Source organism: Caballeronia sp. LZ043, from assembly GCF_031451075.1.
Lineage (GTDB): Bacteria > Pseudomonadota > Gammaproteobacteria > Burkholderiales > Burkholderiaceae > Caballeronia.
This window is the reverse complement of sequence record NZ_JARUXT010000001.1, coordinates 2250120-2276903: the sequence shown is the minus strand read 5'-3', so window position 1 is coordinate 2276903 and position 26784 is coordinate 2250120. Positions and strand designations below refer to the sequence as shown.

General features: G+C 65.4%; 33 protein-coding genes. 16 read left to right on the top strand and 17 right to left on the bottom strand.

Going from position 1 to position 26784, the window contains the following annotated elements; genetic code table 11:
* Window positions 1-154: 154 nt before the first annotated feature.
* Genes QCE64_RS10365 through QCE64_RS10345 form a run of 5 tightly spaced genes read left to right on the top strand, consistent with a single transcriptional unit; the run spans window position 155 to window position 2876 of the window.
* Entirely contained in the window at window positions 155-712 is a 558-nt protein-coding gene (locus QCE64_RS10365; RefSeq protein ID WP_310003687.1) for a GspH/FimT family pseudopilin, read from the top strand.
* Entirely contained in the window at window positions 709-1092 is a 384-nt protein-coding gene (locus tag QCE64_RS10360; RefSeq protein WP_310003685.1) for a prepilin-type cleavage/methylation domain-containing protein, read from the top strand. The genes QCE64_RS10365 and QCE64_RS10360 overlap by 4 nt, the downstream gene beginning before the upstream one ends.
* Window positions 1089-1889: a PilW family protein gene (locus QCE64_RS10355; protein WP_309930861.1), complete on the top strand. Its 801-nt coding sequence runs from the start codon at window positions 1089-1091 to the stop codon at window positions 1887-1889. The genes QCE64_RS10360 and QCE64_RS10355 overlap by 4 nt, the downstream gene beginning before the upstream one ends.
* 3 nt (window positions 1890-1892) lie before the next feature.
* Window positions 1893-2396, top strand: coding sequence for a pilus assembly PilX N-terminal domain-containing protein (locus QCE64_RS10350; RefSeq protein ID WP_309930859.1), 504 nt, complete (start codon window positions 1893-1895; stop codon window positions 2394-2396).
* 9 nt (window positions 2397-2405) lie between these two features.
* Window positions 2406-2876, top strand: a complete 471-nt coding sequence (locus QCE64_RS10345) for a type IV pilin protein (protein ID WP_310003683.1) — start codon at window positions 2406-2408, stop codon at window positions 2874-2876.
* 15 nt (window positions 2877-2891) lie between these two features.
* On the opposite strand, the gene QCE64_RS10340 is transcribed toward QCE64_RS10345, so the two are convergent.
* The 4 genes from QCE64_RS10340 to QCE64_RS10325 form a co-directional block, all read right to left on the bottom strand.
* Window positions 2892-3395, bottom strand: coding sequence for a DUF3318 domain-containing protein (locus QCE64_RS10340; protein WP_309930855.1), 504 nt, complete (start codon window positions 3393-3395; stop codon window positions 2892-2894).
* A gap of 27 nt (window positions 3396-3422) precedes the next feature.
* Window positions 3423-3803 (bottom strand): phage holin family protein, encoded by a 381-nt coding sequence (locus tag QCE64_RS10335; protein WP_309919834.1) that lies wholly within the window; start codon window positions 3801-3803, stop codon window positions 3423-3425.
* 195 nt (window positions 3804-3998) lie between these two features.
* Complete coding sequence (locus QCE64_RS10330; RefSeq protein ID WP_309809675.1) at window positions 3999-4301, bottom strand: DUF883 family protein; 303 nt, start codon at window positions 4299-4301, stop codon at window positions 3999-4001.
* 292 nt (window positions 4302-4593) lie between these two features.
* The gene (locus QCE64_RS10325) at window positions 4594-5784 is read right to left on the bottom strand and encodes an acyl-CoA dehydrogenase (protein ID WP_309918306.1); all 1191 of its coding nucleotides are present in this window, start codon (window positions 5782-5784) and stop codon (window positions 4594-4596) included.
* Between the two features lie 133 nt (window positions 5785-5917).
* On the opposite strand from QCE64_RS10325, the gene QCE64_RS10320 reads away from it, so the two are divergent.
* The gene (locus QCE64_RS10320) at window positions 5918-6718 is read left to right on the top strand and encodes an IclR family transcriptional regulator (protein WP_309930851.1); all 801 of its coding nucleotides are present in this window, start codon (window positions 5918-5920) and stop codon (window positions 6716-6718) included.
* Window positions 6719-6730: 12 nt separating this feature from the next.
* Here QCE64_RS10320 and kynA read toward each other — a convergent pair whose 3' ends face one another.
* The 3 genes from kynA to kynB are packed head-to-tail and all read right to left on the bottom strand — an operon-like array spanning window position 6731 to window position 9576.
* Complete coding sequence (gene kynA, locus QCE64_RS10315; RefSeq protein ID WP_310003681.1) at window positions 6731-7642, bottom strand: tryptophan 2,3-dioxygenase; 912 nt, start codon at window positions 7640-7642, stop codon at window positions 6731-6733.
* A 13-nt stretch (window positions 7643-7655) separates the two neighbouring features.
* Complete coding sequence (gene kynU / locus QCE64_RS10310; RefSeq protein ID WP_310003679.1) at window positions 7656-8906, bottom strand: kynureninase; 1251 nt, start codon at window positions 8904-8906, stop codon at window positions 7656-7658.
* Window positions 8907-8949: 43 nt separating this feature from the next.
* Complete coding sequence (kynB, locus tag QCE64_RS10305) at window positions 8950-9576, bottom strand: arylformamidase (RefSeq protein ID WP_309918295.1); 627 nt, start codon at window positions 9574-9576, stop codon at window positions 8950-8952.
* 134 nt (window positions 9577-9710) lie between these two features.
* On the opposite strand from kynB, the gene QCE64_RS10300 reads away from it, so the two are divergent.
* Window positions 9711-10256, top strand: a complete 546-nt coding sequence (locus tag QCE64_RS10300; protein WP_309918292.1) for an Lrp/AsnC family transcriptional regulator — start codon at window positions 9711-9713, stop codon at window positions 10254-10256.
* 18 nt (window positions 10257-10274) lie between these two features.
* Here QCE64_RS10300 and QCE64_RS10295 read toward each other — a convergent pair whose 3' ends face one another.
* Window positions 10275-10787, bottom strand: a complete 513-nt coding sequence (locus QCE64_RS10295; protein WP_309809660.1) for a flavin reductase family protein — start codon at window positions 10785-10787, stop codon at window positions 10275-10277.
* 317 nt (window positions 10788-11104) lie between these two features.
* Here QCE64_RS10295 and msrA point away from each other — a divergent pair, with 317 nt between their 5' ends.
* Window positions 11105-11674: a peptide-methionine (S)-S-oxide reductase MsrA gene (gene msrA, locus QCE64_RS10290; RefSeq protein WP_309918290.1), complete on the top strand. Its 570-nt coding sequence runs from the start codon at window positions 11105-11107 to the stop codon at window positions 11672-11674.
* 22 nt (window positions 11675-11696) lie between these two features.
* Here msrA and QCE64_RS10285 read toward each other — a convergent pair whose 3' ends face one another.
* The 3 genes from QCE64_RS10285 to pdxH all read right to left on the bottom strand — a co-directional run bounded on the left by QCE64_RS10285 (window position 11697) and on the right by pdxH (window position 14727).
* Window positions 11697-12707, bottom strand: a complete 1011-nt coding sequence (locus QCE64_RS10285) for a DUF72 domain-containing protein (RefSeq protein WP_404987360.1) — start codon at window positions 12705-12707, stop codon at window positions 11697-11699.
* A 74-nt stretch (window positions 12708-12781) separates the two neighbouring features.
* Window positions 12782-13996 (bottom strand): cyclopropane-fatty-acyl-phospholipid synthase family protein, encoded by a 1215-nt coding sequence (locus QCE64_RS10280; RefSeq protein ID WP_309918288.1) that lies wholly within the window; start codon window positions 13994-13996, stop codon window positions 12782-12784.
* Window positions 13997-14085: 89 nt separating this feature from the next.
* Window positions 14086-14727 (bottom strand): pyridoxamine 5'-phosphate oxidase, encoded by a 642-nt coding sequence (gene pdxH / locus QCE64_RS10275; protein ID WP_309918285.1) that lies wholly within the window; start codon window positions 14725-14727, stop codon window positions 14086-14088.
* 293 nt (window positions 14728-15020) lie between these two features.
* Here pdxH and QCE64_RS10270 point away from each other — a divergent pair, with 293 nt between their 5' ends.
* Window positions 15021-15863 (top strand): tRNA threonylcarbamoyladenosine dehydratase, encoded by an 843-nt coding sequence (locus QCE64_RS10270; protein WP_310003678.1) that lies wholly within the window; start codon window positions 15021-15023, stop codon window positions 15861-15863.
* A 76-nt stretch (window positions 15864-15939) separates the two neighbouring features.
* Here QCE64_RS10270 and trxA read toward each other — a convergent pair whose 3' ends face one another.
* Window positions 15940-16788 carry a thioredoxin gene (gene trxA, locus QCE64_RS10265; protein ID WP_309918280.1) on the bottom strand — a complete coding sequence of 283 codons (849 nt, stop codon included), beginning with the start codon at window positions 16786-16788 and terminating at the stop codon, window positions 15940-15942.
* A gap of 73 nt (window positions 16789-16861) precedes the next feature.
* Window positions 16862-17761 (bottom strand): pirin family protein, encoded by a 900-nt coding sequence (locus tag QCE64_RS10260; RefSeq protein ID WP_310003676.1) that lies wholly within the window; start codon window positions 17759-17761, stop codon window positions 16862-16864.
* A gap of 186 nt (window positions 17762-17947) precedes the next feature.
* Here QCE64_RS10260 and QCE64_RS10255 point away from each other — a divergent pair, with 186 nt between their 5' ends.
* Both QCE64_RS10255 and QCE64_RS10250 read left to right on the top strand, forming a co-directional pair.
* Window positions 17948-18211: a hypothetical protein gene (locus tag QCE64_RS10255; RefSeq protein WP_309918276.1), complete on the top strand. Its 264-nt coding sequence runs from the start codon at window positions 17948-17950 to the stop codon at window positions 18209-18211.
* A gap of 148 nt (window positions 18212-18359) precedes the next feature.
* Window positions 18360-19241, top strand: a complete 882-nt coding sequence (locus QCE64_RS10250; RefSeq protein WP_310003674.1) for an EamA family transporter — start codon at window positions 18360-18362, stop codon at window positions 19239-19241.
* 19 nt (window positions 19242-19260) lie between these two features.
* Here the strand turns inward: QCE64_RS10250 and QCE64_RS10245 are convergent, their stop codons facing one another.
* Together QCE64_RS10245 and tsaE are read right to left on the bottom strand one after the other, a co-directional pair.
* Window positions 19261-20781: an N-acetylmuramoyl-L-alanine amidase gene (locus QCE64_RS10245; RefSeq protein WP_310003671.1), complete on the bottom strand. Its 1521-nt coding sequence runs from the start codon at window positions 20779-20781 to the stop codon at window positions 19261-19263.
* Window positions 20763-21338 carry a tRNA (adenosine(37)-N6)-threonylcarbamoyltransferase complex ATPase subunit type 1 TsaE gene (gene tsaE / locus QCE64_RS10240; protein WP_310003669.1) on the bottom strand — a complete coding sequence of 192 codons (576 nt, stop codon included), beginning with the start codon at window positions 21336-21338 and terminating at the stop codon, window positions 20763-20765. Before tsaE ends, QCE64_RS10245 begins: the two co-directional genes overlap by 19 nt.
* A gap of 18 nt (window positions 21339-21356) precedes the next feature.
* Here tsaE and queG point away from each other — a divergent pair, with 18 nt between their 5' ends.
* The 3 genes from queG to xerD are packed head-to-tail and all read left to right on the top strand — an operon-like array spanning window position 21357 to window position 24063.
* The gene (gene queG, locus QCE64_RS10235) at window positions 21357-22610 is read left to right on the top strand and encodes a tRNA epoxyqueuosine(34) reductase QueG (RefSeq protein WP_310004202.1); all 1254 of its coding nucleotides are present in this window, start codon (window positions 21357-21359) and stop codon (window positions 22608-22610) included.
* Window positions 22607-23083: a methylated-DNA--[protein]-cysteine S-methyltransferase gene (locus tag QCE64_RS10230; protein WP_310003668.1), complete on the top strand. Its 477-nt coding sequence runs from the start codon at window positions 22607-22609 to the stop codon at window positions 23081-23083. The genes queG and QCE64_RS10230 overlap by 4 nt, the downstream gene beginning before the upstream one ends.
* A complete protein-coding gene (gene xerD / locus QCE64_RS10225; RefSeq protein WP_309918257.1) occupies window positions 23080-24063 on the top strand; it encodes a site-specific tyrosine recombinase XerD in 984 nt (327 codons plus the stop codon). Before QCE64_RS10230 ends, xerD begins: the two co-directional genes overlap by 4 nt.
* A gap of 20 nt (window positions 24064-24083) precedes the next feature.
* Here the strand turns inward: xerD and QCE64_RS10220 are convergent, their stop codons facing one another.
* Window positions 24084-25244, bottom strand: a complete 1161-nt coding sequence (locus QCE64_RS10220) for an acyl-CoA dehydrogenase family protein (protein WP_309918256.1) — start codon at window positions 25242-25244, stop codon at window positions 24084-24086.
* Between the two features lie 105 nt (window positions 25245-25349).
* On the opposite strand from QCE64_RS10220, the gene ybaK reads away from it, so the two are divergent.
* Both ybaK and plsY read left to right on the top strand, forming a co-directional pair.
* Window positions 25350-25841 carry a Cys-tRNA(Pro) deacylase gene (gene ybaK / locus QCE64_RS10215; protein ID WP_309918252.1) on the top strand — a complete coding sequence of 164 codons (492 nt, stop codon included), beginning with the start codon at window positions 25350-25352 and terminating at the stop codon, window positions 25839-25841.
* 36 nt (window positions 25842-25877) lie between these two features.
* Window positions 25878-26513, top strand: a complete 636-nt coding sequence (gene plsY / locus QCE64_RS10210; protein WP_309918250.1) for a glycerol-3-phosphate 1-O-acyltransferase PlsY — start codon at window positions 25878-25880, stop codon at window positions 26511-26513.
* Between the two features lie 18 nt (window positions 26514-26531).
* Here plsY and QCE64_RS10205 read toward each other — a convergent pair whose 3' ends face one another.
* Window positions 26532-26753 (bottom strand): hypothetical protein, encoded by a 222-nt coding sequence (locus tag QCE64_RS10205; protein ID WP_309918247.1) that lies wholly within the window; start codon window positions 26751-26753, stop codon window positions 26532-26534.
* Between the last annotated feature and the right edge of the window lie 31 nt (window positions 26754-26784).

The window sequence follows — 26784 nt, the reverse complement described above, 5'->3', positions numbered from 1 at the left end:
TTCACGCATCTCTTTCTCCCAGACAGGTTTCCAGCCGTTCGTCCGCGCAGTGTGCCGGGCTTCGGGCGGCATGAACACTCGTCCATCCGGCTAATGGCGGGCGGCATGCTTTGTCGTTAGATTGGGCTCTCCGGCTCAATCCACTCGATAAGGCATGCAGATGGTCCAGAAGCTTCACCGGATACCTCCAGGTGTCACGCTCGTCGAGCTGTGCGTCGTGCTCGCCGTAATGGCGATCGTCGCGATGTTCGCCGCGCCCCCATTCGTGTCCTGGCAAATGCGCGATCAGGTCGATGCCCGCGCGCATGCGCTCTTTTCCACGCTTTCACTCGCTCGCGCCGAAACCATTCGGCGCGGCGTGCGCGTCACGCTTTGCCGGATCGATGCCGCGCGTCGTTGCCTCGCGACCGGGCGTAGTTGCGAGGGCGGCGCCATCGATTGGTCGTGCGGCTGGGGACTGTTCGTCGAGCGAGAAGGCGTGCCGGTGTTGTTGCGGTTGCATGCGGCGATGTCGTCGGTATCCATCGCGGGAACGTCGAGTGACATGTCCTTCACGCCGCCCTCGGGGCAGGTGATCGGCGGATTTCGCAGTTTCGAGTTCGCTTCGCGCCGCGGCGAATCCTCCGCGAGCGCGGCGCCGCGGCGCTGCGTCCGCCTTGCGGCGGGCGGGCGCGCGCGCATGACGCAGGGCGCCTGTGGAGCATCGGCATGAAGCGTGTTCAACGCGGTGACTCGCTGGTCGAGGTGATGATTGCGCTTTCGCTCACGGCGGTGACCGGATTAGGGCTGACCGGCCTGCAGAGCGCGCTGGCGCGGGGCGAGCGCATGGCGCTGCTGCGCGAGCGCGCCGCGCTCATTGCGGATTCCGTGGCCGAAGGGATGCGCGGCGACGCGGATAGCGCGGCAATCCTGTCGCAATGGCGCACGAGAGCGGCGTCCATGCTTCCCGCAGGCGACGTCGCCGTGTTCGATCGCGCAGCCGGCGTGCATGTCGCGACCGTGAGCTGGCACGCGGAGGAGGGCGGGCAGGCCTGTCCGGAGCCGCAGGCGCCGCCGCGCTCGTCGTGCGTTGCCGTGGCGTTCGCGCGATGAATCCGCGCTTCCACTCTTCACGCTCGCGCGGGCACACGCTGCTCGAACTGAGCATCGCACTTGCGCTGGGGCTGTCGATCGTGAGCGCATGTCTCTCGCTCTACCGCGCCCAGCGCGCGGCTTTCGAACGCGCCGCCGACGCAGTGCGCATGCACGAAGCCGCGTCGGTCGCGCTGGACATGCTCGGCCAGCAGTTGCAGATGGCAGGATTCAGCGCCGACCTCGACCCGCACGCCGGGCTGGACGCGCCTATCTTCGGTTGTGCGCAGGGGCGCGTGATCGGCGAGGAGGGGGTCGCTTCCTGCGAAACGCTCGCGAGCCGCTCGGACGGCGTGCAGGTCCGCTACGCGGCCGACGTCATCGCTACATGGCCGACTTCTGGCGGCGCGCCCACCGACTGCCTCGGCCAGGCAGTCCCCGACACCTACGCCACCAATCGCTTCCACGCGAAGGCCAGCACCTCCACCGGCGAGCCCGAACTTTATTGCGAAGGCAACGGCAAGCAGGCGCAGCCGATCGTCGAGGGCGTCGAGCGTATTCGCGCCCTGTACTGGCTGCCGGGCGCGCCTGTCGCGCTGGCCGCTTCGGGTATCGCTCGCGGACGCTGGAAGGAGGTGCATGCGGTGGATCTCTGCGTGCTGGTGCGCGGCTTCACGGCGCAGGCGAAACGCCGCGTTAATCATGTCGATTGCGACGGCGTCCCCGCCTACAGCGACGACGGCCGCGCCCGACAAGCCTTCTGGCGGCGCGTCGCGCTGCGCAATGCGCCGCTTCTGTCGGCGCGCGAGGCCGGTTGAGCCATGAAAGCACGCTCACCTTCACGCTCACACTCGCGCGGCGCCACGTTGCCCATCGTCCTGATGCTCGCCGCGATGATGCTGGTCACCGCGAGCGCCTGGCTGCAAACCTCGCTCGTCGCGGCGCGCTCGACGGTTGCCACGCGCGAACGGGTCCAGGCATTTCACGCGGCGGACGGCGCGCTGCTTCGCTGCAGCGGAATGCTCGCGGCCGCGCTGCCGGCCATGAACAGCGAGCCATCGCGCTGGCGCTCGAAGGCTTCGTTCGAAGGCGCGGCACCGCTGGCCGTTAGGCCATTCGATACCTGGCCATATGCCTACCGCGCGCCGCAATGCCTGATCGAAGCGTGGACGCATCCGCCGGGCACGGCCGAGGTTTCCTACCTGATCACCGCGCGCGGTTTCGGCGCCACGCCGGACTCGGAAACGTGGCTGCAGTTGCGCATCGACGTCGCCGACGACGTCAGCGCGCAGCATTGGCGGCGCGTCGTCGCCAGGCCGTTCTGAGAGGTGCGCATGGAACGCGTCGAAGCAACGAGGGAAGCAGCGTTCAGTCTGCTCGAATTGATGATCGCGCTCGCCGTGGCCGCGGTCATGGCGGCTTTCGCCGTACCGGCTTATCGGACTCATGTGACGAAGACGCATCGCGTCGATGCCGCCACCGCAGCGCTCAAGGCGGTCCAGTTCGTCGAAACGGCGCGGCTCGGGCAGGTCGCGGCCAGCGCCGATGCCATCGTCCTGAGCGCGGGTTTCGATCAGGCGCCATCAAGCGGCAGGGCCGTCTATCGCCTCACCGTGCTGCCTGAGAACGCGACCAACGGCGGATATGGAATCGAAGCCGCGCCGGTCACCCCCGGCGAGATGCAGGATGACGCGTGCGGTGTGTTTGTCGTCGATGCCACCGGACTGCGCTGGAATCGCGCGCCCGGTGCGACCGCGCCGTTGGACACGGCACAGTCGGTTGCCTGCTGGGCGGGGAGAATGTAGTGGGGCGGAAGGGAATCAGAACACCGTCGGATCGACGGCGTCGTTCGAAGTCTCGGGCGTGTTCGACTTCATCTGCTGATAGATGCGCCAGGCTTCCCAGCCGGCAAATCCGAGGCCGCCCCACTTGAGCAGCGGCTTGGCGCCGCTCAGGAGCTTGGTCCGCACCGTCTTGGTGAGCACGAGCGAGGCGACGGAGCCGATGATCGGATACTGCTTGAACAGCACGCCGATGTTCTTCGAGCCGAGCAGCGATCCCAGCATCCCGCCGACGCCGCCCCCCGACGCGCCACGGCCGCGTTTGCTCCAACGGCTGGTGCCGCCGCCTGGCATCAGAAAGCGCAGGAAGCTGAAATGCGTGATGGACGAGCGCAGGTCGTGCGTGGCCTGGCGCATTTCCATGCGTTCAACGTCCGCGCGCGCAATCAGCAATTCCTTGCGCAGCGCACGCATGTGGGGTGTGCGCAGCTTCTGCATCTTGTCGCGCTTCGGCGTCTTGAAGGTGTCGTCTTGTTGGCTCATGGCGGATTCAGGTGCGCGGATCGGGGATCAACGAAACATGTCGCGGTCCTTGCGGAACTCGGAGAGTGTGTCGTCGAACAGGTGCGGCGCGTCGCGCAGGTTGCTGCGCGCCCGCAGGCCGCATGCGATTGCAATCAGCGCGTACAGCAACGTGATGCCGCCCAACGCCTGCCAGCGGTACGTGTCCCAGAAGAAAATTGCGATCAGGACGGTCAGCGAGATGAGCGCCATCATCGCGAGCATCATGGCGGTAAGTCCAAGGAACAGGACGCCGATCAGACGTTCCTTCTCTTCCTGGAGCTCGATGCCGATCAGTTCAAGGCGCGTCTCGAAGATGGCGAAGGCGGAGGTCAAGATGCGTCGCAATGGTCCGGGGGACGATTGCTGCGGTGGCCGTTCTGTCGTCATGGCTTGAATGCGAGAAGCGCAGTGGTGCCGCTTGGTGTACTTCCGGCCGGCGCGCGGAGCGGCCAGCCGGTACGAATGTCGAGCCGGGCGCCCGGGCAAGGCGCTTACGGTTCAGTCCACTTGCGACCCCGACGGATACGGATTCAGCAAACAACGGGCCATTGCCCTCGACAGCGAGGCAGGCCCGTGCGTTCTCTACTTTCGATTGATGAGCAGCCCGATCACCATGCCGAGGCCGGCCGCAATGCCAATGGACGCCCACGGATGTTCATGCACATAGTCATCGGTGGCGCGCGCCGCTTTCTTGCCTCGTTCGATGACGACGACTTGCGCATCGGCGGCCTTTTCCTTCGCCTGCTTGAGGCGGGCAAGCGCGGTCTCGCGAAGCTCGGAGGCGCGTTCACCGGTGGCGGTCGCCGCTTGCTTCAAAAGGTCTTCGGCGTCAGCGAGTACGGTTTTGATATCCGACATGAATCGCTCCTTGTTGATTTCTGACATTAAAGGCTCCAATCGATGAGGCTACGCGAATCGTAACCAAAGATGGGGTCGCTGACGAGGAGGCTCACTCTCGCAGGCCAGATTACGCAGATTTCATTCCAGTTCCGCGAATGACACCCTGACGCGGCCGCGGCGCTGTGACTGGTCAAAGCTTCGACATCATCTGGAATGGATACGATCTGTCCCGTAAAAGTTTCAGAGGCGGATCGAAAGTTACAAAGGCTGGCGGTTCTGAAACGCATAGAGCCGGCAAGTGCCGGCTCACTCACACCATCCAAATAAAGCCGTGCCGTCAGAAAAACGCCTGGATACCCGTCTGCGCGCGTCCCAAAATCAGCGCGTGAATATCGTGCGTGCCTTCATAGGTGTTCACCACTTCCAGATTCACCAGATGCCGCGCCACGCCGAATTCATCGGAGATGCCGTTGCCGCCGAGCATGTCGCGCGCAAGGCGGGCGATATCCAGCGCCTTGCCGCACGAATTGCGCTTCATGATGGAGGTGATCTCCACCGCGGCCGTGCCTTCGTCCTTCATGCGTCCCAGACGCAGCACGCCTTGCAGACCCAGCGTGATTTCCGTCTGCATGTCGGCGAGCTTTTTCTGGATCAACTGGTTCGCCGCAAGCGGCCGGCCGAATTGCTTGCGGTCCAGCGTGTATTGCCGGGCCGTATGCCAGCACGCTTCGGCGGCGCCGAGCGCGCCCCATGAAATGCCGTAGCGCGCCGAGTTCAGGCACGTGAACGGACCCTTCAGGCCGCGCACGTCCGGCAGCAGGTTGTCTTCCGGCACGAACACTTCGTCCATCACGATCTCGCCTGTGATCGACGCGCGCAGTCCCACCTTGCCGTGGATCGCCGGGGCGGACAGTCCCTTCCAGCCTTTTTCGAGGATGAAGCCGCGGATGTCGTCACGGCCGTCTTCCTCCAGCTTGGCCCAGACCACGAACACGTCCGCGATGGGCGAATTCGAGATCCACATCTTCGTGCCGGAGAGGGAATAGCCGTCCTGCACCTTCTTCGCGCGGGTCGTCATGCCGGCGGGATCCGACCCGGCGTTCGGCTCGGTCAGCCCGAAGCAGCCGATCCATTCGCCGCGTGCGAGCTTCGGCAGATACTTTTCCTTTTGCGCGTCGCTGCCGAAGGTGTTGATCGGCACCATGACGAGCGACGACTGCACCGACATCATCGAGCGATAGCCCGAATCCACGCGCTCCACTTCACGCGCGATCAGGCCGTAGCACACGTAGTTGAGGCCTGGGCCGCCGTACTGTTCCGGAATGGTCGGTCCGAGCAAGCCGAGTTCGCCCATCTCGCGGAAGATCGACGGATCCGTCTTTTCCTCGCGGAACGCCTGCATGACGCGCGGCTGAAGCTTGTCCTGCGCGTAGGCGCGGGCCGCGTCGCGCACCATGCGCTCGTCTTCGCTCAGTTGCTGATCCAGCAGCAGCGGATCTTCCCAGTTGAAACGGGCGGCTTCGGCCATGTGCGATCTCCTGAATTCAGTGAAAAGCGCTGCCCCGGGCGGGATGTCGTATCAGGAACCCGGCACGCGCGCTTGACATGCGTTCCGCTAGGCGAAACAATGTTTTGCAAATCAGCCTTGAGTCTAGCATCCGATGTCAGCCGACTCCAATCGAAATTCCACGCCCGCTTCATTGCGCCATGTCGCGCCGGAAGATCTCGACGAGCGCAAGTTCGTGGTCGCGCTGGCGCGCGGGCTCGATCTGCTGCGTGCGTTCCGTCCGGGCGAGACACTGCTCGGCAATCGTGATTTCGTCGAACGCACCGGCTTGCCGAAGGCGACGGTCAACCGCCTCGCCTACACGCTGACGATACTCGGCTATCTGCGCTTCGACGAATCCGCCGGCAAATATGCGCTCGACACCGGCGTGCTGTCGCTGGGTTTCACCTTGCTGGCGGAGTCGGACACGCTCGAACTGGCGCGTCCGCACATGCGCGCGCTGGCCAGGGAGATCGGCGCGGCGGTGTCGCTGGGCTGCCGCGACGGGCTCGACATGATCTATCTCGACACCATCCGCAGCGAGACCGCGCTGACGCTCGGCCTCGCGCCCGGCTCGCGTCTGTCGATGCTGACCAGTTCGATGGGCCGCGCCTGGCTCGCCGTACAGGAACCGGCGGCGCGCGAGGCGCTGCTGGATGAACTCGGCCGCAACGAGGGTGCGGACAAGGTCGATGCGGCGCGCGCCGCGCTCGACGAATTCGCGCGCGACGGCTGCTGCTACTCGTTCCGCGAATGGCACGACGACGTCAACGCCGTCGCCGCGCCGTTCCGCGATTTGCGCAACGGGCGCTGGCTGGTGCTGTCGAGCAGCGGGCCAGCGTCGTCGATGGGCGAGGCGTACTTCCGCGAGACCATCGGCCCTCGTATCAAGGCGCTGGCCGCGCGGCTGGCCTGAACGCTCGAGCGCTTACAGCACCGTCCGGACGTGCCACAGCTCCGGAAACAGCACGACATCGAGCATCTTGCGCAGATAGGACGCGCCGGCCGTACCGCCCGTGCCGCCCTTGAAACCGATGATGCGTTCCACCGTCGTCACATGCCGGAAGCGCCATTGCCGGAACGCGTCTTCCAGGTCGACCAGTTCTTCCGCCATTTCATAGAGGTCCCAGTGCCGCGACGGATCGCGATACACCGCGAGCCAGGCCGCTTCGACCGACGCATCGTGGGTGGTCGGCTGCGACCAGTCGCGGTTGAGGCGCGCGGGATCGATCTCGAAACCTCGCCGGGGCAGCAGGCGAATCACTTCGTCGTAGAAGGACGGCGCTTCGAGCGCTTCCCGCACCTGCGCGTGGATTTCCGGGCGATGCGCGTGCGGCTTCAGCATCTGCTCGTTCTTGTTGCCGAGCATGAATTCGATCTGCCGGTACTGATGCGACTGGAATCCCGACGATTGCCCGAGATACGGGCGCATCGCGGTGTATTCGGAGGGCGTCATCGTCGCGAGGACGTTCCACGCCTGCACCAGCTGCTCGAAAATGCGCGACACACGCGCGAGCATCTTGAACGCGGGCGGCAGTTCGTCGCGATGCACCGCCGCCAGCGCCGCGCGCAGTTCGTAGAGCGCGAGCTTCATCCACAGCTCGCTGGTCTGATGCTGCACGATGAACAGCATCTCGTTGTGATCCGGCGAGAGCGGATGCTGCGCGCTCAGGATCGCATCGAGGCCGAGGTAATCGCCGTAGCTCATCGAGTCGGTGAAGTCGAGCTTGGCTTCGTGCCAGCCTTCTTTCTGATCGACACCGGCGGTGTCGCCCGTGTCGCCCGTGTTGGTCGTGCTGGACGCGCCATGCCCGAACGGGCAGCCTTGGGTCTGGGTCATGATCGTCGTCCGTTCAGGTCACCGACGCCCGCTCGGCGAATTCGGGCGCCCGCCAGCTTTCGGTCGCGAGCACGTCGCGCAGGATCTCGACGGCATCCCACACATCCACGAACCGCGTGTAGAGCGGCGTGAAGCCGAAACGCAGGATGCGCGGCTCGCGATAATCGCCGATCACACCCCGCGCGATTAGCGCCTGCATCACCTCATAACCATGCGGATGCTCGAAGCTCGCCTGCGAACCGCGTTGCGCGTGCTCGCGCGGCGTGGCCAGCGACAGCGGAAATTCGCCGCAGCGCGTCTCGACCAACTGGATGAACAGATCGCTCAGCGCGAGCGACTTGCGGCGCAGCGCCTGCATGTCGGTTTGCAGGAAGACATCGAGACCGCATTCGACCAGCGCCATCGAGACGATTGGCTGCGTGCCGCACAGGAAGCGTCCGATGCCGTCGTCCGGACGATAGACCGGGTTCATTTCGAACGGCTTCCGATGGCCCCACCAGCCGGACAGCGGCTGCGAAAACGCGTTCTGATGGCGCTTCGGCACCCAGACGAAGGCCGGCGAACCCGGGCCGCCATTCAGGTACTTATAGGTGCAACCGACCGCGTAATCCGCGCCGACGCCGTTCAGGTCGACCGGCACCGCGCCCGCCGAATGCGCCAGATCCCACACGGCGAGCGCGCCCGCGCGCTGGATCATCGGCGTGAGCGCGGCCATGTCGTGCATGGCGCCAGTGCGGTAATTGACGTGCGTGATCATCGCGAGCGCCGTGTGCTCGTCGATGGCGGCGGGCAGTTCGGACGGATCGTCGACCAGGCGCAACTCGTAGCCGCGGTCCAGTTGCTCGATCAGGCCTTGCGCGATGTACAGGTCGGTCGGGAAGTTTGAACGTTCGGAGACGATCACGCGGCGCTTCGGATCGCGCTCGTGCGCCAGCTTCAGTGCAGCGGACAGGACCTTGAACAGATTCGTGGAGATCGTGTCGGTCACGACGACTTCATCCTCGGCCGCGCCGATCAACGGCGCGAGCTTGTTGCCGAGGCGCTTCGGCAGCGCGAACCAGCCGGCCGTGTTCCAGCTGCGGATCAGGCCTTCGCCCCATTCCGCGCCGATCACGCTCGCCGCGCGCGTCGCAGCGGCCTTCGGCGGCACGCCGAGCGAATTGCCGTCGAGATAGATCACGCCGTCGGCGAGGGCGAACTGCTCGCGCAGGGCGCGCAGCGGGTCGCCGCGGTCTAGCGCCGCAGCTTCGTCACGATGTCGCATCGAAAATTCCATTTCTGTAATAAAGATCGGCTATGACTATGAATCAGGCCAGCGGACGCAGGACGGCGCGCACCGGGCTGGCGTCGAGCGTGGACAATTTGAGCGGCAGGGCGATCAGTTCGTAATCGCCCGGCGCGACGGCATCGAGCACCAGGCCTTCGAGGATCGCCATGCCGTGCGCGCGGATGCGCCGGTGCGCGTCCATGGTTTTCGATTCCTGCGGATCGAGCGACGGCGTATCGATGCCGATGAGCCTCACGCCGTGCCGGGCCAGCAGGTCGATGGTCTCGGGCGCGACCGCGGTGAAGGCGCTGTCCCAGGCGTCGAGCGGCGCATTCCGGTAGGTGCGCAGCAGGACGCGCGGCGGCATGCCGTCGAGCTGCCCGGCAACATGCTCCGGCAGCACGAGCGGCGCGACGCCGACGCAATGCACGACCCGGCACGCGCCGAGATAGGTGTCCAGCGCGACGGCGCCGATCGGCGCGCCGTGTTCGTCGTAATGGAGCGGGGCGTCGGCGTGCGCGCCGGTGTGCGGCGACAGCGTGAGCCGCGCGACGTTGACCGGCGAGCCCGCTTCCATGCGCCACACGCGTTCGATGCCGACAGGCGTATCGCCCGGCCAGACGGGCGTGGCGGGTTCGATGGGCGGGGAAATATCCAGCAGCGTCATGACGCGCCTTAGCAGAAAGCGTGGAGATGCGTCAAATCATAGTCGTGTTGTCTCGCAAGGTGCTTGCGAAATAAATACCCAAAAGTGTCGCGCTTAGAACATAATTCGATGAAACGGGCCTAGGGGAATCAAAAATGACCGGCTTCACGCTCGATGCAACGGATTGCCGAATTCTGGCGGTACTGCAGGAAGATGGACGGATCAGCAACCTGGACCTGGCGGAGCGCATTTCGCTCTCGCCGTCGGCGTGCCTGCGCCGAATGCGTCTGCTCGAAGAAGAAGGGGTGATTGCGAGCTATCGCGCGTGCCTCGACCGCGAACGCCTCGGCATCGAACTCGAAGCGTTCGTCCACGTCTCGATGCGCAACGACGAAGAAAACTGGCACGAGAAGTTCGCCGCCGCCGTGCGCGACTGGCCGGAGGTGGTCGGCGCGTTCGTCGTCACCGGCGACACGCACTACGTGCTGCGCGTGCTCGCGCACAACCTCAAGCACTATTCCGACTTCATTCTCTCGAAGCTGTACAAGGCGCCCGGCGTGATCGACATCCGCTCGAACATCGTGCTGCAAACGATGAAAGACGACGCGGGCGTGCCGGTCGCGCTGATCGACCAGCCGGCCGTGCGGATCGAGAGGGCGTCTTCTGCGGTGGCCTCAGGGACATCTTCAGCGGCGTCCTGAGCGAAGCGAAGTTCCGAATCAGTCCAGCGGTCCGAGGGTATGGAACCCGCCCGCCTGAAAGACGAGCGGCGCGGCGGGGTCGCCGTCTTCGCGCACGCCGCACCGTTCCACTTCGCCGACGAAGATCACGTGATCGCCTTCGTCATAGCGGCTGCGGTTGTGACACTCGAACCAGGCGATGGCCCCGTCCAGCACGGGCATGCCGCTGTCGCCGGCCGCGTGCGACACGCCCGCGAAACGGTCGCCCTTGACCGTCGCGAAGCGCCGGCACAAGTCGAGCTGCGACGCCGCCAGCACATTGACCACGTAATGACTGTTCGAGCGGAAGACCGCCATGGACGCCGACCGGGTCGCGAGGCTCCACAGCACGAGCGGCGGGTCGAGGGACACGGAGTTGAACGAGCTTGCCGTAATGCCGATGGGCTGGCCGGACGGCGTGAGCGTCGTGATGACGGTGACACCGGTCGCGAACTGGCCGAGTGCGGTGCGAAACGCTGACGGATCGAAATTCGGGGCTTTGGCGCGTGTCATGGTGCGGATGGGCGGTCGAGTCTGCCGTGTGCTACCGAGCCGGCCGCGCGTCGCGCTTCAGTCGGTGAGACTTTTCGGAAGTCATGTAAAAACAGGTGATGTGTTGCGATTCTAGCGGAATCGGCTGTGGCCGGACGTTCAAGGCCGTACCGGGCAAGCAGGTTTTCTGCCTGCGATGCCATTCAGCGTCGCCTGTCCAAACCCAATAAACTCGATGAATGCATCCCGGCCGCGCACGCATTGAAGAAGCGGCCGTGCGCATCCATATGCATGATCCGCGGCAAGCGCCGCATGCACTTGATGAGGAGTTGCGCCTTATGACTCAGCAGACCCAGCAGAATGAGCAGGCCGGATTTGAAACCGCGACGCTCGGCGGCGGTTGTTTCTGGTGTACCGAAGCGGTGTTCCTGGCCGTGCAGGGCGTGGCATCGGTCGAATCGGGCTACGCGGGTGGCAAGGTGCTGAATCCGTCGTACGAACAGGTCTGCGGCGGCGACACCGGCCACGCCGAAGTGGTGAAGGTCGTGTTCGATCCTTCGGTCATCGGCTTCCGGGAAATCCTCGAGATCTTTTTCGCGACCCACGATCCGACCCAGCTCAACCGCCAGGGCGCCGATACCGGCACGCAGTACCGCTCCGTCGTGTTCACGCATTCGGACGAGCAGCGCAAGATTGCGCTCGACGTGATCGAGGAACTCCAGCGCGAGGATATCTACGGCGGCAGGATCGTCACGGAAGTCAGCCCGCTCGACGGCAACTACTATCCCGCCGAGGCCTATCACCAGAACTTCTTCGCGCAGCATCCGGAGCAGGGCTACTGCGCGGCGGTCGTCGGGCCGAAGGTCGCCAAGTTCCGCAAGAAGTTCGCGCATCGGCTCAAAGCATGAGGACGTAAAGGCGTGAGCGCGCCTACGAAGCGCGTTCGCATGCCGCCGCAATGCCCCGCGCGAGCTCGAAGCACGTGAGCGGCGCGGAGCCTTCCGCCTTGTTGTTCGCCGCGATCACCACCGGCTGGCCCGCGATCGCATATTGCGCGGCCAGCTCGGCCAGCGCTTCGCGCGTGTCGAGATCCTCGTCGACGATCCGGTCGAACGGCTCGTACTTCGCCTTCGCCTGTTCGTAGCGGAAGCCGCTGTGCAGGCTCCAGCGCACGACGAGCGGTCCCAGGCCGTCTTCATCCAGCAGCGCGAGCGCTTTCGCCTGGCGGCGCACGTCGGGCATGCGCGCGTGCACGCCGATGCAATAGCGCACCTTCGCCTCCCGCAGCGCGCGGATAAAACGCGGCGTGAGCATGACCGCGTCGCGTATTTCCACCGCGTAGCAGGCGTCGCCTTCGAGCGGCGGCAGCGCCTTCAGGAATTCAGAGAGACGATCGATGAACAACGCCGGCTCGACCACCAGCGCATCCGGCAGCGGCGAGAACTGGAACACCAGCGCGCCGGCCTTCGCACCCAATCCGCCGATGCACGGCGTCACGAATTCATCGATGGCAATCTGCGCGTTCAGGAAAGCGGGATTGTCCGCGTCGGGCGCGCCGCGTTCGCCGCGCACGAAGGCATCGGTGACGGAGGCCGGCGCCTTGACGATGAAGCGGAAATGTTCGGGCACCTGCGACGCGTATCGTGCGTATTCGGCGAGCGACAACGGCGCATAGAACGAGCGGTCGATCGACACGCTTCTGAGCAGCGGATGCGCGCCATAAGCGGCGAGACCGTCGCGCGAGAGCTTGGTGTTCGAATAGTCGTCGCCGTAGACGATGCCGCGCCAGCCCGGAAACGACCATGTCGAGGTGCCGAGATGGATCGAATCGGGAAGGCGTTGCGCAAGCAGTTCGAGTTCGGGCTGCGACGGAGCGGGCAGCACGCCGCGCGCTTTGGTGGACTTCGGCGTCGGCAGGGGCTTCGCAGGCTCACGCACCACCGGCGCAGGCTCGCCGAACAGGTCGAGAGTGTCCTCGTCCGGCCCGCCTGCGCCGTGCTGCGTGAGGTCGCGGTTCAGAGCGCCTTCTCGTAGATATAGCGCCGCGACCACGGCAGCGTCTTCGCGCTGCGTCCCGCCTTGCGGCAGATCACCTGGTAGATCGACACGTCGTCGTTTTCGAATGCATACGCGCACCCTGCCAGATACACGCGCCAGATACGGAAATGCTCGTCGTCCACGAGCTTCTTCGCTTCCTCGGCATTGGCCTCGAAGCGGTCGGCCCACAGGTCGAGCGTGTGCGCGTAGTGGCGGCGCAGGCTCTCGACGTCGAGCGCCTCCAGCCCGCCTTCCTGCATCGTCTGCAAGGCGAGGCTGATGTGTGGCAGTTCGCCGTCCGGGAACACGTATTTGTCGATGAACTCGCCGCCGCCGAAGGACGTTTCACCGCTGTCGGCATCCGACGAGGTGATGCCGTGATTCATCGCGACGCCGTCATCGACGAGCAGCTCGCGGATCTTCGCGAAATAGGCCGGCAGATTCTTGCGCCCGACGTGCTCGAACATGCCGACGCTCGTGATGCGGTCGAACTGCCCCGGGATGTCGCGGTAATCCTGCAGGCGGATCTCGATCCTGTCTTCGAGCCCGGCGGCCTTGACGCGTTCGGTCGCCAGCTTGAACTGGTTTTCCGAGAGCGTGACGCCAACGCACTTCGCGCCGAACTTCTGCGCCGCGCGAATCACGAGCGCGCCCCAGCCGCAGCCGATGTCGAGCAGCGTGTGCCCCGGCTGCACCTGGATCTTGGTCAGGATGTGGTCGATCTTCTTGAGCTGCGCGGTGTCGATGTCTTCGTCGCCGTTCTCGAAGTACGCGCAGGAGTAGACCATGTTCTTGTCGAGCCAGAGCTGGTAAAACTCGTTCGACACGTCGTAGTGGTACTGGATGGCTTTCTTGTCCGACGCCTTCGTGTGCGTGAAGTAACGCCGCACGCGGGCCAGCTTGCTGGCGTTGGTCACCGTGCTCTTCGCGAGCGAATAGCCGATGTTGATGATGTCGCTCAGCTTCCCTTCGATGTCGATCTTGCCCTTCACATAGGCTTCACCGAGATTGTCGAGGGTCGGTTCGAGCAGGTATTGCAGCGCGGTCGCGCTCTTCACATGCAGCGTCACCTGAGGCGCGGCGAACTGGCCGAAGTCATGCTGCTGGCCATCCCACAGCACGAGACGCGCGGGCAGGTTGGCCCGGTCCCGCACTTCCTCAACCCATTGCGTCAGCTTCTTCTCCCAGAACATGCTTGTTTCTCCGCGCTAAGAAAATCAAGGGGAAGGCGTGTGCCTTCATGCTCGTTGCCGTTGTCGTCTCGCTTGCCGCAGTGCTCGCGTCAGGGCGCGAGTCTCGTGATTCGCCATGCGTCGTCCGCACGATCCCGCGTGTAGACGATGCGGTCGTGCAGGCGCGAAGGGCGTCCCTGCCAGAATTCGATGGTGTCGGGCACGACGCGATAACCGCCCCAGTGCGGCGGACGCGGCGGCGCGTCGCCGTAGCGGGCGATCATCTCGCGCTCGCGCGCTTCGAGCGTCGCGCGGCTGTCGAGCGGCTCGCTCTGCGGCGAGGCCCACGCGCCGATCCGCGAACCGAGCGGACGCGAGGCGTAGTAGGTGTCGCTTTCCGCGTCGCTGGTCTTTTCGACGCGCCCCTCGATGCGCACCTGGCGCTCGAGTTCGATCCAATGGAACAGCAGGCTTGCCGCGGAGTTGGCGGCGAGCTCGCGGCCCTTGCGGCTGTCGTAATTGGTGAAGAAGACGAAGCCGCGTTCGTCGACGCCCTTGATGAGCACGATGCGGGCAGAAGGCCGGCCCGCTGCATCGACGGTGGCGAGCGTCATGGCGTTTGGTTCGGGCAACTTCGCATCGAGTGCTTGTGCGAACCAGGTTTCGAATTGACGCACTGGGTTCGGGTCCACGTCGGCCGCGTCCAGCGCGCCGCGCGAGTAGTTTTGGCGAAGATCTGCGAGGGTCGTCATTTTTATGCAAACGCTACAGTCGCGACAGTATAGCCAACGTGAAACGATCTTGCCCTGATTACCCGGGCGCGACTCCGGAGGCACAGGAAGGATCGTGAGCGGCTATCACGTCACGGGTTTCGATAAGGCAGAATACGCAATCCGGCCGTATTTTGCATGAATCCGTACCCCTGAACGAAACACCGACAGGCATTTGAAAGCGTGTGTTGAGGCAGCACAAGCTTCGGGCGATTTTCGGCTTGTGGCAGGCTTCAGATTTGCTTTCAGTGCAGTGTGCTTTTACCTCGTCCGCCATGAACGCTTCTTCCGTTTTCCCCGCATCCTTCCCTGCCGACGACGCCGACCGCGAGCGCCGTTTCGGCGGCATTGCGCGTCTGTACGGTGCGCCCGCGCTGGCCGCGTTCGAACGCGCGCACGTCGCGGTGATCGGCATTGGCGGCGTCGGTTCGTGGGTGGCGGAGGCGCTGGCGCGCAGCGCGGTGGGCCGCCTGACGCTGATCGATCTGGACAACGTCGCCGAGAGCAATACGAACCGGCAGATCCACGCGCTCGACGGCAACTACGGCAAGGCCAAGGTCACGGCGATGGCCGAACGCATCCGGCTGATCGATCCGGCGTGCGAGGTGCGCGAGATCGAGGACTTCATCGAGCCCGGCAACTTCGATGCGGTGCTCGGCACCGGCTTCGACTACGTGGTCGACGCCATCGACAGCGTGCGCACGAAGACCGCATTGATCGCGTGGTGCGTGAAGAACAGGCAGGCGTTGATCACGGTGGGCGGCGCGGGCGGGCAGCTCGATCCGACGCGCATCCGCATCGACGATCTCGCGCTGACCATCCAGGACCCGCTGCTGTCGAAGGTGCGTGGCCAGTTGCGCAAGCTGCACGGCTTTCCGCGCGGCCCGAAGGCGCGTTTCAAGGTGAACGCGGTGTATTCCGACGAGCCGCTGATCTATCCCGAAGCGCCCGTCTGCGATCTGAGCGAGGGCGCGGAGCATCTGGAAACCGGCGGCGGACAACAGGGGCCGGTCGGGCTCAACTGCGCGGGCTTCGGTTCGAGCGTGTGCGTGACGGCGAGCTTCGGCTTCGCGGCGGCCGCGCGCGTGCTGAGGGATCTGGCGAAACGCGCGGGCTGAGCGTCGCGCGTTGCCAATGCAAAACGGCCAACTGCACGAGCTGGCCGTTTGTCTTTGAGGGAGCGTCGAGCGCCGCTCAGTTCATCGCCGCGCTGAGCCTGCGCCGCCAGCGCGAGACGACGTCCGGCTGATTCGCGGCAAGTTCGAAGACCGAAAGCATGGTCTTGCGGCCGACATCGTCCATGAAGGCGCGGTCGCGCACGACGATTTCCAGCAGATGCTCCAGCGCGCCGTCGAATTCGCGGCCCGCGATCAGCCGGTTGGCCAGCGCGAAACGGGCGTCGAGATCGTCCGGATGGGCTTCGACGGCGGCGTACAGGGCGTCGGCGGGCGGGAGATCGGCGGCTGCGTCGGCGGCGTCGAGCTCGGTCTTCAGCGCGTTGTAGCGTGCGTCGATGCCTTGCGTCGTCTTCGGCGACAGCAGCTTGTCTTCTTCCTTCGCTTCGTCGTAGCGGCGCTCGGCGATCAGCCATTCGATCAGGTCGAGACGGGCGTCGTCATAGCCGGGATCGAGCGCGATGGCGGCCTTGATGGTGTCGATGGCGAGCTTGCGATTGCCCGCCGCCCAGGCGGCCTGCGCGCTGAGCCGTTCGGCGTCGGCCCCGGCCGGCACGAGCCGGTCCAGGAATTCGCGCAACTGGCCTTCCGGCAGCACGCCGATGAACTGGTCGACCGGACGGCCTTCTGCAAAGGCGATCACGTGCGGAATGCTGCGCACCTGAAAGTGCCCGGCGAGCTCCTGGTTTTCATCGACGTTCACCTTGACGAGCTTCCATTTCCCGGCGGCTTCGGCTTCGAGCTTTTCGAGCATCGGTCCGAGCGTCTTGCACGGGCCGCACCACGGCGCCCAGAAATCGACGAGCACGGGCGCCAGCATCGACGCGTTGATGACATCGTTCTCGAAAGTGGCGAGGGTCGTTTCCATGCGTTCTCCAAGTGCCTGCAGTCAATCTCGTACAAATAGGGACGATGCGCGGTTTTTCAAGTTCCGCCGCGCGTCAGGCTTCCGGCGCCTGCGGTTCGCGGCGCTGCGGCGGCAACGGGATGAACTCGCTTTCGCCGGGCACGTGGCCCATGCGCTGTTCGCTCCAGGCCGTCTTGGCCGCCGCGATCTTGTCGCGCGAACTCGACACGAAATTCCATTCGATGAAGCGCGTGCCGTCGAGCGGCGCGCCGCCCAGCAGCATCGCGACGGCGCCGCCGGCGCTCGTGAGCCGCACGTCGGCGCCCGGCGCGAGCACGGCCATCTGCTGTTCGGGCAGCGCTTCGCCGTCGAGGCTCAGGTCGCCGCTGACGAGATAGATGCCGCGCTCTTCGTGCTCGGTGTCGAGCGTGATCGCGCTGCCGGGCGCGAACTGCGCGGCCACGTAGAGCGTCGGCGAGAAAGTGCGCGTGGGCGCGGTGGCGCCGAACGCACTGCCGGCAATCACGCGCAATGTGACGCCATCGCGTTCGATCTGCGGCAGCGCGGCGGCGGCGTGATGCTCGAACGACGGCTCCACCTCTTCGCTCGCCACCGGCAGCGCCACCCACGTCTGGATGCCGTGCATCGTCTGGCCGGCGGCGCGCTCCGCGTCGGGCGTGCGTTCCGAATGGACGATGCCGCGTCCGGCGGTCATCCAGTTGACGTCGCCGGGAACGATCTTCTGCACTGAGCCTACGCTGTCGCGATGCATGATCGCGCCTTCGAACAGATAGGTGACGGTCGCGAGCCCGATGTGCGGGTGCGGACGCACGTCGAGACCCTTGCCGGGCACGAGCGTTGCGGGACCGATGTGGTCGAAGAAGATGAATGGCCCGACCGTCCGGGCAGCCAGGGCGGGCAGGACACGCCGCACTGTCAGGCCGCCGACGTCGTGTTGGTGAGGCTTGAGCAGCGTGCGCGGGGTCGAGGGCATGAGCGGAAGCGGACGTGATGGGAGTGCCGGATTGGCGCTCGCGGAACTTTCGATTCTACCGGCCGACGCCGCGCGGCGCAGATGCGCTTCCCGGTTCTGATTCGGTCCTCCATCTTCTGCCGTCGCGTTCTCGAAAATGCGCGCAGCCGCGCGCGACGTCATCCAACCTGACTGGGGAGTAAAGACATGAGCAAGAACAAACTGTTGATGGCCATTGCCGCAGGCGTATTCACCGCGACCGCCGCGGGCGGCGCGTTTGCACAAACGTCGTCGGGCAATTCGTCGGGGGCAATGGGCAACGATGCCGCCGCAGCGACCACGGATAATTCGAGCGGCATGACCCAGCACAAGAAGCCGCGCAAGCATATGGCGCGTCCGTCGTCGGGCAAGAAGACGCCTGAGGCGACCACCGGCAACAACGCGGCGGCCGAGTCGGGCCAGAGCAAGTAATACGCTGCTGCGTGTCTACCGGCGCTCGCGTCCCTTCGGTGGCGCGAGCGCCGTGCTGTTTTGTGCACGATCTGACAAGCGCAACAAAGCGTCGCTCAATTACACTTTGCGCCTCGACAACATTGCGTCAGGCACGAGGGGAAGGGCGATGTCGCCAAGGGACTTGCTGATCGCCACGGTGGTCATTTTCGCGTGGGGCGTGAACTTCGTCGTCATCAAGCTGGGCCTGCACGGCGTGCCGCCGATGCTGCTCGGCGCGTTGCGCTTCGCGTTGGCCGCCACGCCCGCGGTCTTCATCAAGCGTCCCCAGATCCCGCTGCGCTGGCTCTTCGCGTACGGCCTCACCATCTCGCTCGGACAATTTGCGCTGCTGTTCTATGGCATGTCGGTCGGCATGCCGGCGGGGCTTGCTTCGCTCGTGCTGCAGGCGCAGGCCTTCTTCACGCTGTTCTTCGCTGCAATGTTCCTCGGCGAGCGCATTCACGCGGCCAATCTCGTCGGACTCGTGATCGCCGCGGCCGGTCTTGCGCTGATCGGCATCCAGGGCGGCCACGCCATGACCCTGACCGGCTTCCTCTTCACTCTGGCAGCCGCCGCGATGTGGGCGCTCGGCAACGTCGTGACGAAAGCGATGGGCAAGGTCGATCTGCTGTCACTCGTCGTCTGGGGCAGCCTGATCCCGCCGTTGCCGTTCCTCGCGCTGTCGCTGATCTTCGAGGGCCCGGCGCGCATCGAATCCAGTCTCGCCGCCATTCCGCTCGTGTCGGTCCTCGCCATCGGTTATCTCGCGTTCGTCGCGACGATCGTCGGCTACAGCCTGTGGGGCAAGCTGCTCGCGCGCTATCCGGCGGCGAGCGTCGCACCGTTTTCGCTGCTCGTGCCGGTGATCGGACTGGTGTCGGCGGCGGTGTATCTCGGCGAAGACCTGAGCGCCGCGCAGATCGCCGGCGCGGCGCTGGTGATGGCGGGACTGGCAGTGAACGTGTTCGGCAAGTGGCTCGTTCAGCGGCTGATGCCGGCGGCGCGCTGAACGAATTCCTGCGCGAGTCTCAAGTCATGCGGCTTTTCGCGAGCGGCGGATTGGCCGCGAAGTAGCGCTTGATGCCCTTGAGAATGGCGTTGGCCATCTTGTCGCGATAGGCGTCGTCGTTGAGGCGCGTTTCCTCGTCCGGGTTGCTGATGAAGGCCGTTTCCACGAGGATCGACGGAATGTCCGGTGCCTTCAGCACGGCGAAGCCCGCTTGTTCGACCGAACCCTTGTGCAGCTTGTTGATACCGCCAATCTCGTTCAGCACGAAGCTGCCGTAGCGCATGGAATCGCGGATCTGCGCGGTCGTCGACATGTCGAACAGCGCGCGGTTTACGCTGGCATCCTGCGACTTCACGTTGATGCCGCCCACCTGGTCCGACGCATTCTCCTTGTTCGCCATCCAGCGCGCCGCCGCGCTCGACGCACCATGGTCCGACAGCGCGAACACCGACGAGCCGCGCGCATCGGGCGAGGTGAAGGCGTCGGCGTGAATCGACACGAACAGGTCGGCGGACACGCGCTGGGCCTTCTGCACGCGCACGTTGAGCGGCACGAAGAAGTCGGCGTCGCGGGTCATCATCGCGCGCATGTTCGGCTGGGCGTCGATCTTCGCGCGCAGCTTCTTCGCGATGTCGAGCGCGATGTGCTTCTCGTACGTACCCTGACCGCCGATCGCGCCCGGATCCTCGCCGCCATGTCCCGGATCGATCGCGACCGTCAGCAGGCGCGTGGTGCCGGCGCCCTGCTTGGGCGCGGAGAAGGTGTATTGATCGTCGTCGTCCTTCTGGGCGATGACCGGCGGCGCCGACGGCACGCGCGGTTTCGGCGCGGGCTTCGGCACGGGGATGGACGGCGCCCCAGGAACGGTCGGCGCGGCGTCGTTCTGCGCGTACTTCTGGAAGAACTCGTCGGTCGAGTCGGACGCGCCGGGCTTCTGCGCGGTCGTCGGCCCGGACAGTGTGGCGGGCGGCGGCGCGGACGGATTCGGATTGGCGCGGTCGAGCGCTTCCTGCTTGCGCTCGGTTTCCGCGAGCAATTCCATCAGCGGATCCGGCGCGACGGCCGGGTACAGGTCGAACACGAGCCGGTACTTGTAGCTGCCGATCGGCCCCAGCGTGAACACCTGCGGCTTCACCGATCCCTTCAGGTCGAACACCATGCGCACCACGTGCGGCTGATATTGCCCGATGCGCACGGCCTGGATCTGCGGATCGTTCGGCGCGATCTTCGAGACGAGGTCGCGCAGCGCCTGGTCGAGATCGATGCCGGAGAGATCGACGACGAGCCGGTCCGGTCCCTGCAGCATCTGGTTGGTGTTCTGCAGCGGCTGGTCCGATTCGATCGTCACGCGGGTGTAGTCGCGCGCGGGCCACACGCGCACGCCGAGCACCGAGCTGGCATGGGCGAGCTTCGGCGCGACGAGCGCGAGCACGAGCGTCGAAGCGCCTGCGCGCAGCACCTGGCGGCGACGCCAGTTGTGCGGCGCGGTGGCGCTCGATTCGATCGAGTGGAACGGCTTGATCAACATCTTTCGAGACATGTCTTTCCTGTTTCGCTAAACGCCCGCGCGGTCAGCACGCGGCCTTCTTCGTTCGAATCGCCGGGCGCATCATGCTCGCCCGGCAGCGATAGCTGGAACACGAGATCCGGCACGCCGAGCAGTCCGCCTGCCTGCTGCGGCCACTCGACCAGGCACACGGCGCCCCGGTCGAAATATTCGCGAAAGCCGGCATCGGCCCATTCGGCCGGATCGGCGAAGCGGTAGAGATCGAAGTGATAGACGTCGAGCGGACCGCTGCGGGTAGCGAGCGAGTACGGCTCGACGAGCGTGTATGTCGGACTCTTGACGCGGCCCTCGTGCCCGAGCGCGCGCAAGGTCGCGCGCACGAGCGTGGTCTTGCCCGCGCCCAGATCCCCGATCAACTGGACTTGCAGGCCCGCGAAACGTTCAGGCGAAATGAGCTGGCGGGTGGCGTCGATGGCCTGCGCGAAGCGCGCGCCGAACGCGAGCGTGGCCGCTTCGTCGCGCAGGTCGAAGCGGCGTTCGAGCAGCGCGGCAGAAGAATCGGGCGTGATGCGGTCGGGGCTTTCGGGCATTGCTCGTAAAATATCGTGATGAACCGATTGCCGGAACATTCCGTTGAAATCACGACCGCGTCCAGCGACGCCGCCGCTGAGTCCGTCTCAGAGTCGCGCGCCTCGACTCGCATGGAGGAGGCTGCGCTGGCGGAACTCGCGCACCGCATCAAGACCTGGGGGCGCGAGTTGGGATTCGGTGCGGTCGGCATCAGCGATATCGACCTGGCGGATGCCGAGCAAGGCCTTGCTGAGTGGCTCGAAGCAGGCTATCACGGCGACATGGATTATATGGCCAAACATGGGATGAAACGCGCGCGGCCGGCCGAGCTTGTGGCCGGCACGCGACGTGTCATCACCGCGCGGATGGCCTATCTGCCCGCGGCGACGCTCGCACAAACGGGCGCTGAAAGCGTCGCGACAGGCGACGGTCAGAAGAACGACTGGCGTGCTATCGAGTGGTCGCGGCTTGCGCAGCCCGAGCAGGCGATGGTCTCGGTCTACGCCCGCGGCCGCGACTATCACAAGGTCATGCGGCAGCGGCTGCAGCAGCTCGCGGAGCGCATCGAAGGGGGGATCGGCGCCTTCGGCTATCGCGCGTTCACGGATTCCGCGCCGGTGCTGGAGGTGGCGCTGGCGCAGAAGGCGGGCAATGGCTGGCGCGGCAAGCACACCTTGCTGCTCGATAGCGACGCGGGTTCGCTGTTCTTCCTCGGCGAGATTTTCGTGGACGTGCCGCTGCCCGTGGATCCGGATCCCCAGCACGACGGCGCGCACTGCGGGCAGTGCGCGCGCTGCATCGACGCCTGTCCGACGGGGGCGATCGTCGCGCCGTATCGGGTGGATGCGCGGCGCTGCATCTCGTACCTGACGATCGAACTGCATGGCAGCATTCCCGAAGAGATGCGTCCGCTGATCGGCAACCGTGTCTATGGCTGCGACGACTGCCAGCTGATCTGTCCGTGGAACAAGTTCGCGCAGGCTGCGCCGGTCGCGGATTTCGACGTGCGTCACGGGCTGGATCGCGCGACGCTGGTTGAACTGTTCGCCTGGAGCGCGGACGATTTCGACACGCGCATGCAGGGCAGCGCGATTCGTCGCATCGGGCACGAACGCTGGCTGCGCAATATCGCGGTGGCGATGGGCAATGCGTTGCGCGCATCCGGGCTCGATGCCCGCGAGCGGGAGGCCATCGTCGCCGCATTGGAAGCCCGTGCGGACGATGCTTCTGCGCTGGTCCGTGAGCACGTAGCGTGGGCGCTAAAGCAAGAGAGCCAGGGGGAACAACCATGAAGCCATTCGATGCCGTGATCGACGCGCCGTTCGGCAAGGTGGGCATCCGCGCCGATGAAGCGTGCGTGCGCGAGATCGTCTATTTGCCCGATGACGCGGACAGCATCGAGCCGCATGGGACGCTGGCACGCGAAGCGGCCGGGCAGATCCGCCGTTACTTCGACAGTCCGTCGATGCGCTTCGAGCTGCCGCTCGGCATCGGCGGTACGGCGTTTCAGCGGCGCGTGTGGCAGGGCATCAGCGGCATTGCGCAGGGACAGGTGTGGACCTACGGGCAACTGGCGCGGGTGATAGGCAGCGTGCCGCGCGCGGTGGGGCAGGCGTGCGGCTCCAATCCGCTGCCGATCGTGATACCGTGCCACCGGGTCGTCGCGGCGAGCGGAATCGGCGGATTCGCGCATCATCCCCGCGACGGTTTCTATCGCAACGTGAAGCGCTGGCTACTGGCGCATGAAGGTGTATCCATCGCATGACGAGCGCAATCAACGCAACGGACCCAGCGGACACCGCGGACGCAACGGACGCGACGGACGCGGCGACCGACCCGGTCCACACGCCCGGGCTGGCCGCGAGCCGGGACGCCATCGACCTCTTCTGCGACGCGCTCTGGCTCGAACACGGCCTTGCCAAGAACTCGCTCGAAGCTTACCGGCGCGACCTGAAGCTCTTCGCCGAATGGCTCGGCAAGACGCGCGGCGCGTCGATCGATGCCGCCGTCGAGAACGACATGAACGGCTACATGGCGGCCCGGCGCGGCGACAAGGCGACTTCGGCGAACCGGCGTTTGTCCGTCTTCCGCCGCTACTACGCATGGGCGATGCGCGAACATCGCACCGCGGCGGATCCGACGCTCAAGCTGCGTTCGGCCAAGCAGCCGCCGCGCTTTCCCTCCACCTTGAACGAAGTGCAGGTCGAGGCGCTGCTCCACGCTCCCGATACCGACACCCCGCGCGGCCTGCGCGACCGCACCATGCTCGAACTGATGTACGCGAGCGGCCTGCGCGTGACCGAGCTAGTGACGCTGAAGACGGTGGAACTGGGCCTGAACGAGGGCGTGGTGCGCGTGATGGGCAAGGGTTCGAAGGAACGCCTGGTGCCGTTCGGCGAGCAGGCGCACGAATGGATCGAGCGTTATCTGCGCGAATCGCGCCCGGCATTGCTCGGCCCCCGCGCCGCCGATGCGCTGTTCGTCACCTCGCGCGGCGAGGGCATGACGCGCCAGCAGTTCTGGAACATCATCAAGCGCCATGCGCTGAACGGCGGCGTGCATGCGCCTCTCTCGCCGCACACCTTGCGGCACGCGTTCGCCACCCATCTGCTCAACCACGGCGCGGACCTGCGCGTCGTGCAACTCCTGCTCGGCCACTCCGACATCTCGACGACCCAGATCTACACGCACGTGGCGCGCGAGCGGCTGCACAAGCTGCATCGTGAGCATCATCCGCGCGGGTAGGCGCGAACGTTGGAAGCGCTTCAGATTTCCGCGCCGCGCATGAGTCCGCGCGCGATGATCACCTGCTGGATCTGCGACGTGCCTTCATACAGCCTGAAGAGCCGCACGTCGCGGTAGAAGCGCTCGATGCCGTACTCGGCGACATACCCCGCGCCACCATGAACCTGCACCGCGCGGTCCGCGACGCGTCCGCACATCTCGGTGGCGAAATACTTCGCGCATGACGCTTCCACGGACACGTCGCGTCCTTCGTCGCGGCGGCGGGCCACGTCCAGCACCATGCATTCAGCGGCGTAAAGCTCGGCCTTGCTGTCGGCGAGCATGCCTTGCACCAGCTGGAACTCGCCGATGGGCTGGCCGAACTGACGGCGCTCCTGGGCATAGGCAACGGCGTCGCGCAGCATGCGCCGGGCTGCGCCCACCGCGATGGCCGCAATGTGAATGCGGCCCTTGTCGAGCGTCTTCATCGCCGTCTTGAAGCCCACGCCTTCCACGCCGCCGATCAACTGGCTCGCCGGCACCCGGCAGTTCTCGAAGATGACGTCGGCAGTATGCGCGCCGCGCTGGCCCATCTTGCGGTCCGGTTTGCCGATGGAGAGCCCAGGCGTGCCGCGCTCGACGATGAACGCCGAGATGCCGCTCGCGCCCTTCGCTTCCTGAGGGTCGCCGGTGCGCGCCATGACGGTGTAGAGGCCGGCTTCGGGCGCGTTGGTGATGAAGCGCTTGGTGCCGTTGAGCACGTAGAACTCGCCTTCCCTGCGCGCGCTGGTCTTGAGCGAGGCCGCGTCCGAGCCGGCATCCGGCTCAGTGAGACAGAACGAGCCGATCAATTCGCCGGAAGCAAGCTTCGGCAGATAGTGCGACTTTTGCGCCTCGGTGCCGTCGAGCACGATACCGATGGAGCCGATGCCGTTGTTCGTGCCGATCACCGAGCGGAACGCCGGCGAGGTCTGCCCCAGTTCGAAAGCGATGCGCACTTCCTCTTCCATGGTGAGGCCGAGACCGCCATAGGCTTCGGGAATGGTCAGGCCGAACATGCCGATCTCGCGCATGGCGCCGATGAGGTCCGCGGGGATCTCGTCGGTTTCGTCGACTTCGCGCTCGCGCGGCACGAGCTGCTCGCGCACGAAGCGGCGAATGGTGTCTTCGAGAAGGGTCTGGATTTCGGTGTCGCGGATCATGGAATCTCCTTGTGCTGGAGAACGATCGTGCCACAGGTGCCGGGGCACGCACACTCGGCCATTCGGCCAATGGTGACGCGCCGGACGCGCCGCTACAATGCGTCCATGTCGAAAAGCAAACACGTATCCGAAACGCCCGCGACGCAGTTCCTGCGCCGTCATCAGGTTGCGTTCGGCGAGCATCCGTATGAGTACGTCGAGCACGGCGGCACCGAGGAATCCGCGCGCCAGCTCGGCGTGGACGAGCATCAAGTCGTCAAGACGCTGGTGATGGAAGACGAGTACGCCAAGCCGCTCATCGTGCTCATGCACGGGGATCGCACCGTGTCCACCAAGAACCTCGCGCGGCAGACAGGGGCGAAGCGCATCGAGCCGTGCAAGCCGGAAGTCGCGAACCGCCATTCGGGCTTCCTGGTGGGCGGCACGTCGCCGTTCGGCACGAAGAAGGCCATGCCGGTGTATGTCGAAGCCAGCATCCTCGAACTGGACCGCATCTATCTGAACGGCGGAAGGCGTGGTTATCTCGTCAGTCTCGCGCCGGAGGTCCTGACGCGCCTGCTGCATGCCACGCCCGTGCAGTGCGCAAGCGTCGATTAGAATGCACTCCGCTCTCGTCACCACCGAAAAGACACCATGATTCCTTTGATCGTCGCCGTCGTGTCCTATCTGATCGGCTCGATTTCATTTGCCGTCGTCGTCAGCCACGCAATGGGTCTCGCCGATCCGCGCTCCTACGGCTCCGGCAACCCCGGCGCCACCAACGTCCTGCGCACCGGCAACAAGAAGGCCGCGATCCTCACGCTGATCGGCGATGCGTTCAAGGGCTGGCTGCCAGTGTGGGTCGTCGTGCATTTCGGCGCGAGCTTCGGCTGGGATCCGGCGCTCATCAACACGGCCACGGCGCTCGCGGCCATCGCCGTGTTCCTCGGGCATCTGTACCCGGTTTTCTTCCGCTTCCAGGGCGGCAAGGGCGTGGCCACGGCGGCGGGCGTGCTGCTCGCCGTTCATCCGGTGCTCGGACTCGCCACGCTGCTGACCTGGCTCATCATTGCGTTCTTCTTCCGCTATTCGTCGCTGGCGGCGCTCGTCGCAGCGGTGTTCGCGCCGTTCTACCAAGTGTTCCTGTTCGGCCCCAGCCGTATTTCGCTCGCGGTGCTGGCCATGAGCCTGCTGCTCATCTGGCGGCATCGCGCGAATATTTCGAAGCTGCTGGCGGGGCAGGAAAGCCGCATCGGCGACAAGAAGAAGGCTGCGGGAGCAGCCGAATAAGATGCCGGCCGGACCGGCTCAGCTGACGAAGACCACGTACGTATCCGCCGGACTCGAATAGAAGAAGCTCGCGATGCGTCCTGCACGGACGGCGGACAGGATATCGGCGATGCCGTTGACCTCGGCGCCGTCCTTCCTCTTGCCGACGATGATCGACGGCCCGGGCGTGCCCGGCGAGCCGCGCCTGATGCCGACGAGCCGTCGGATCGCGCCTTCCTGTGTCGTGAAATAGTTGTCCATGCGTGCGTGGCGGTGCGTGGCTTGCAGTGAT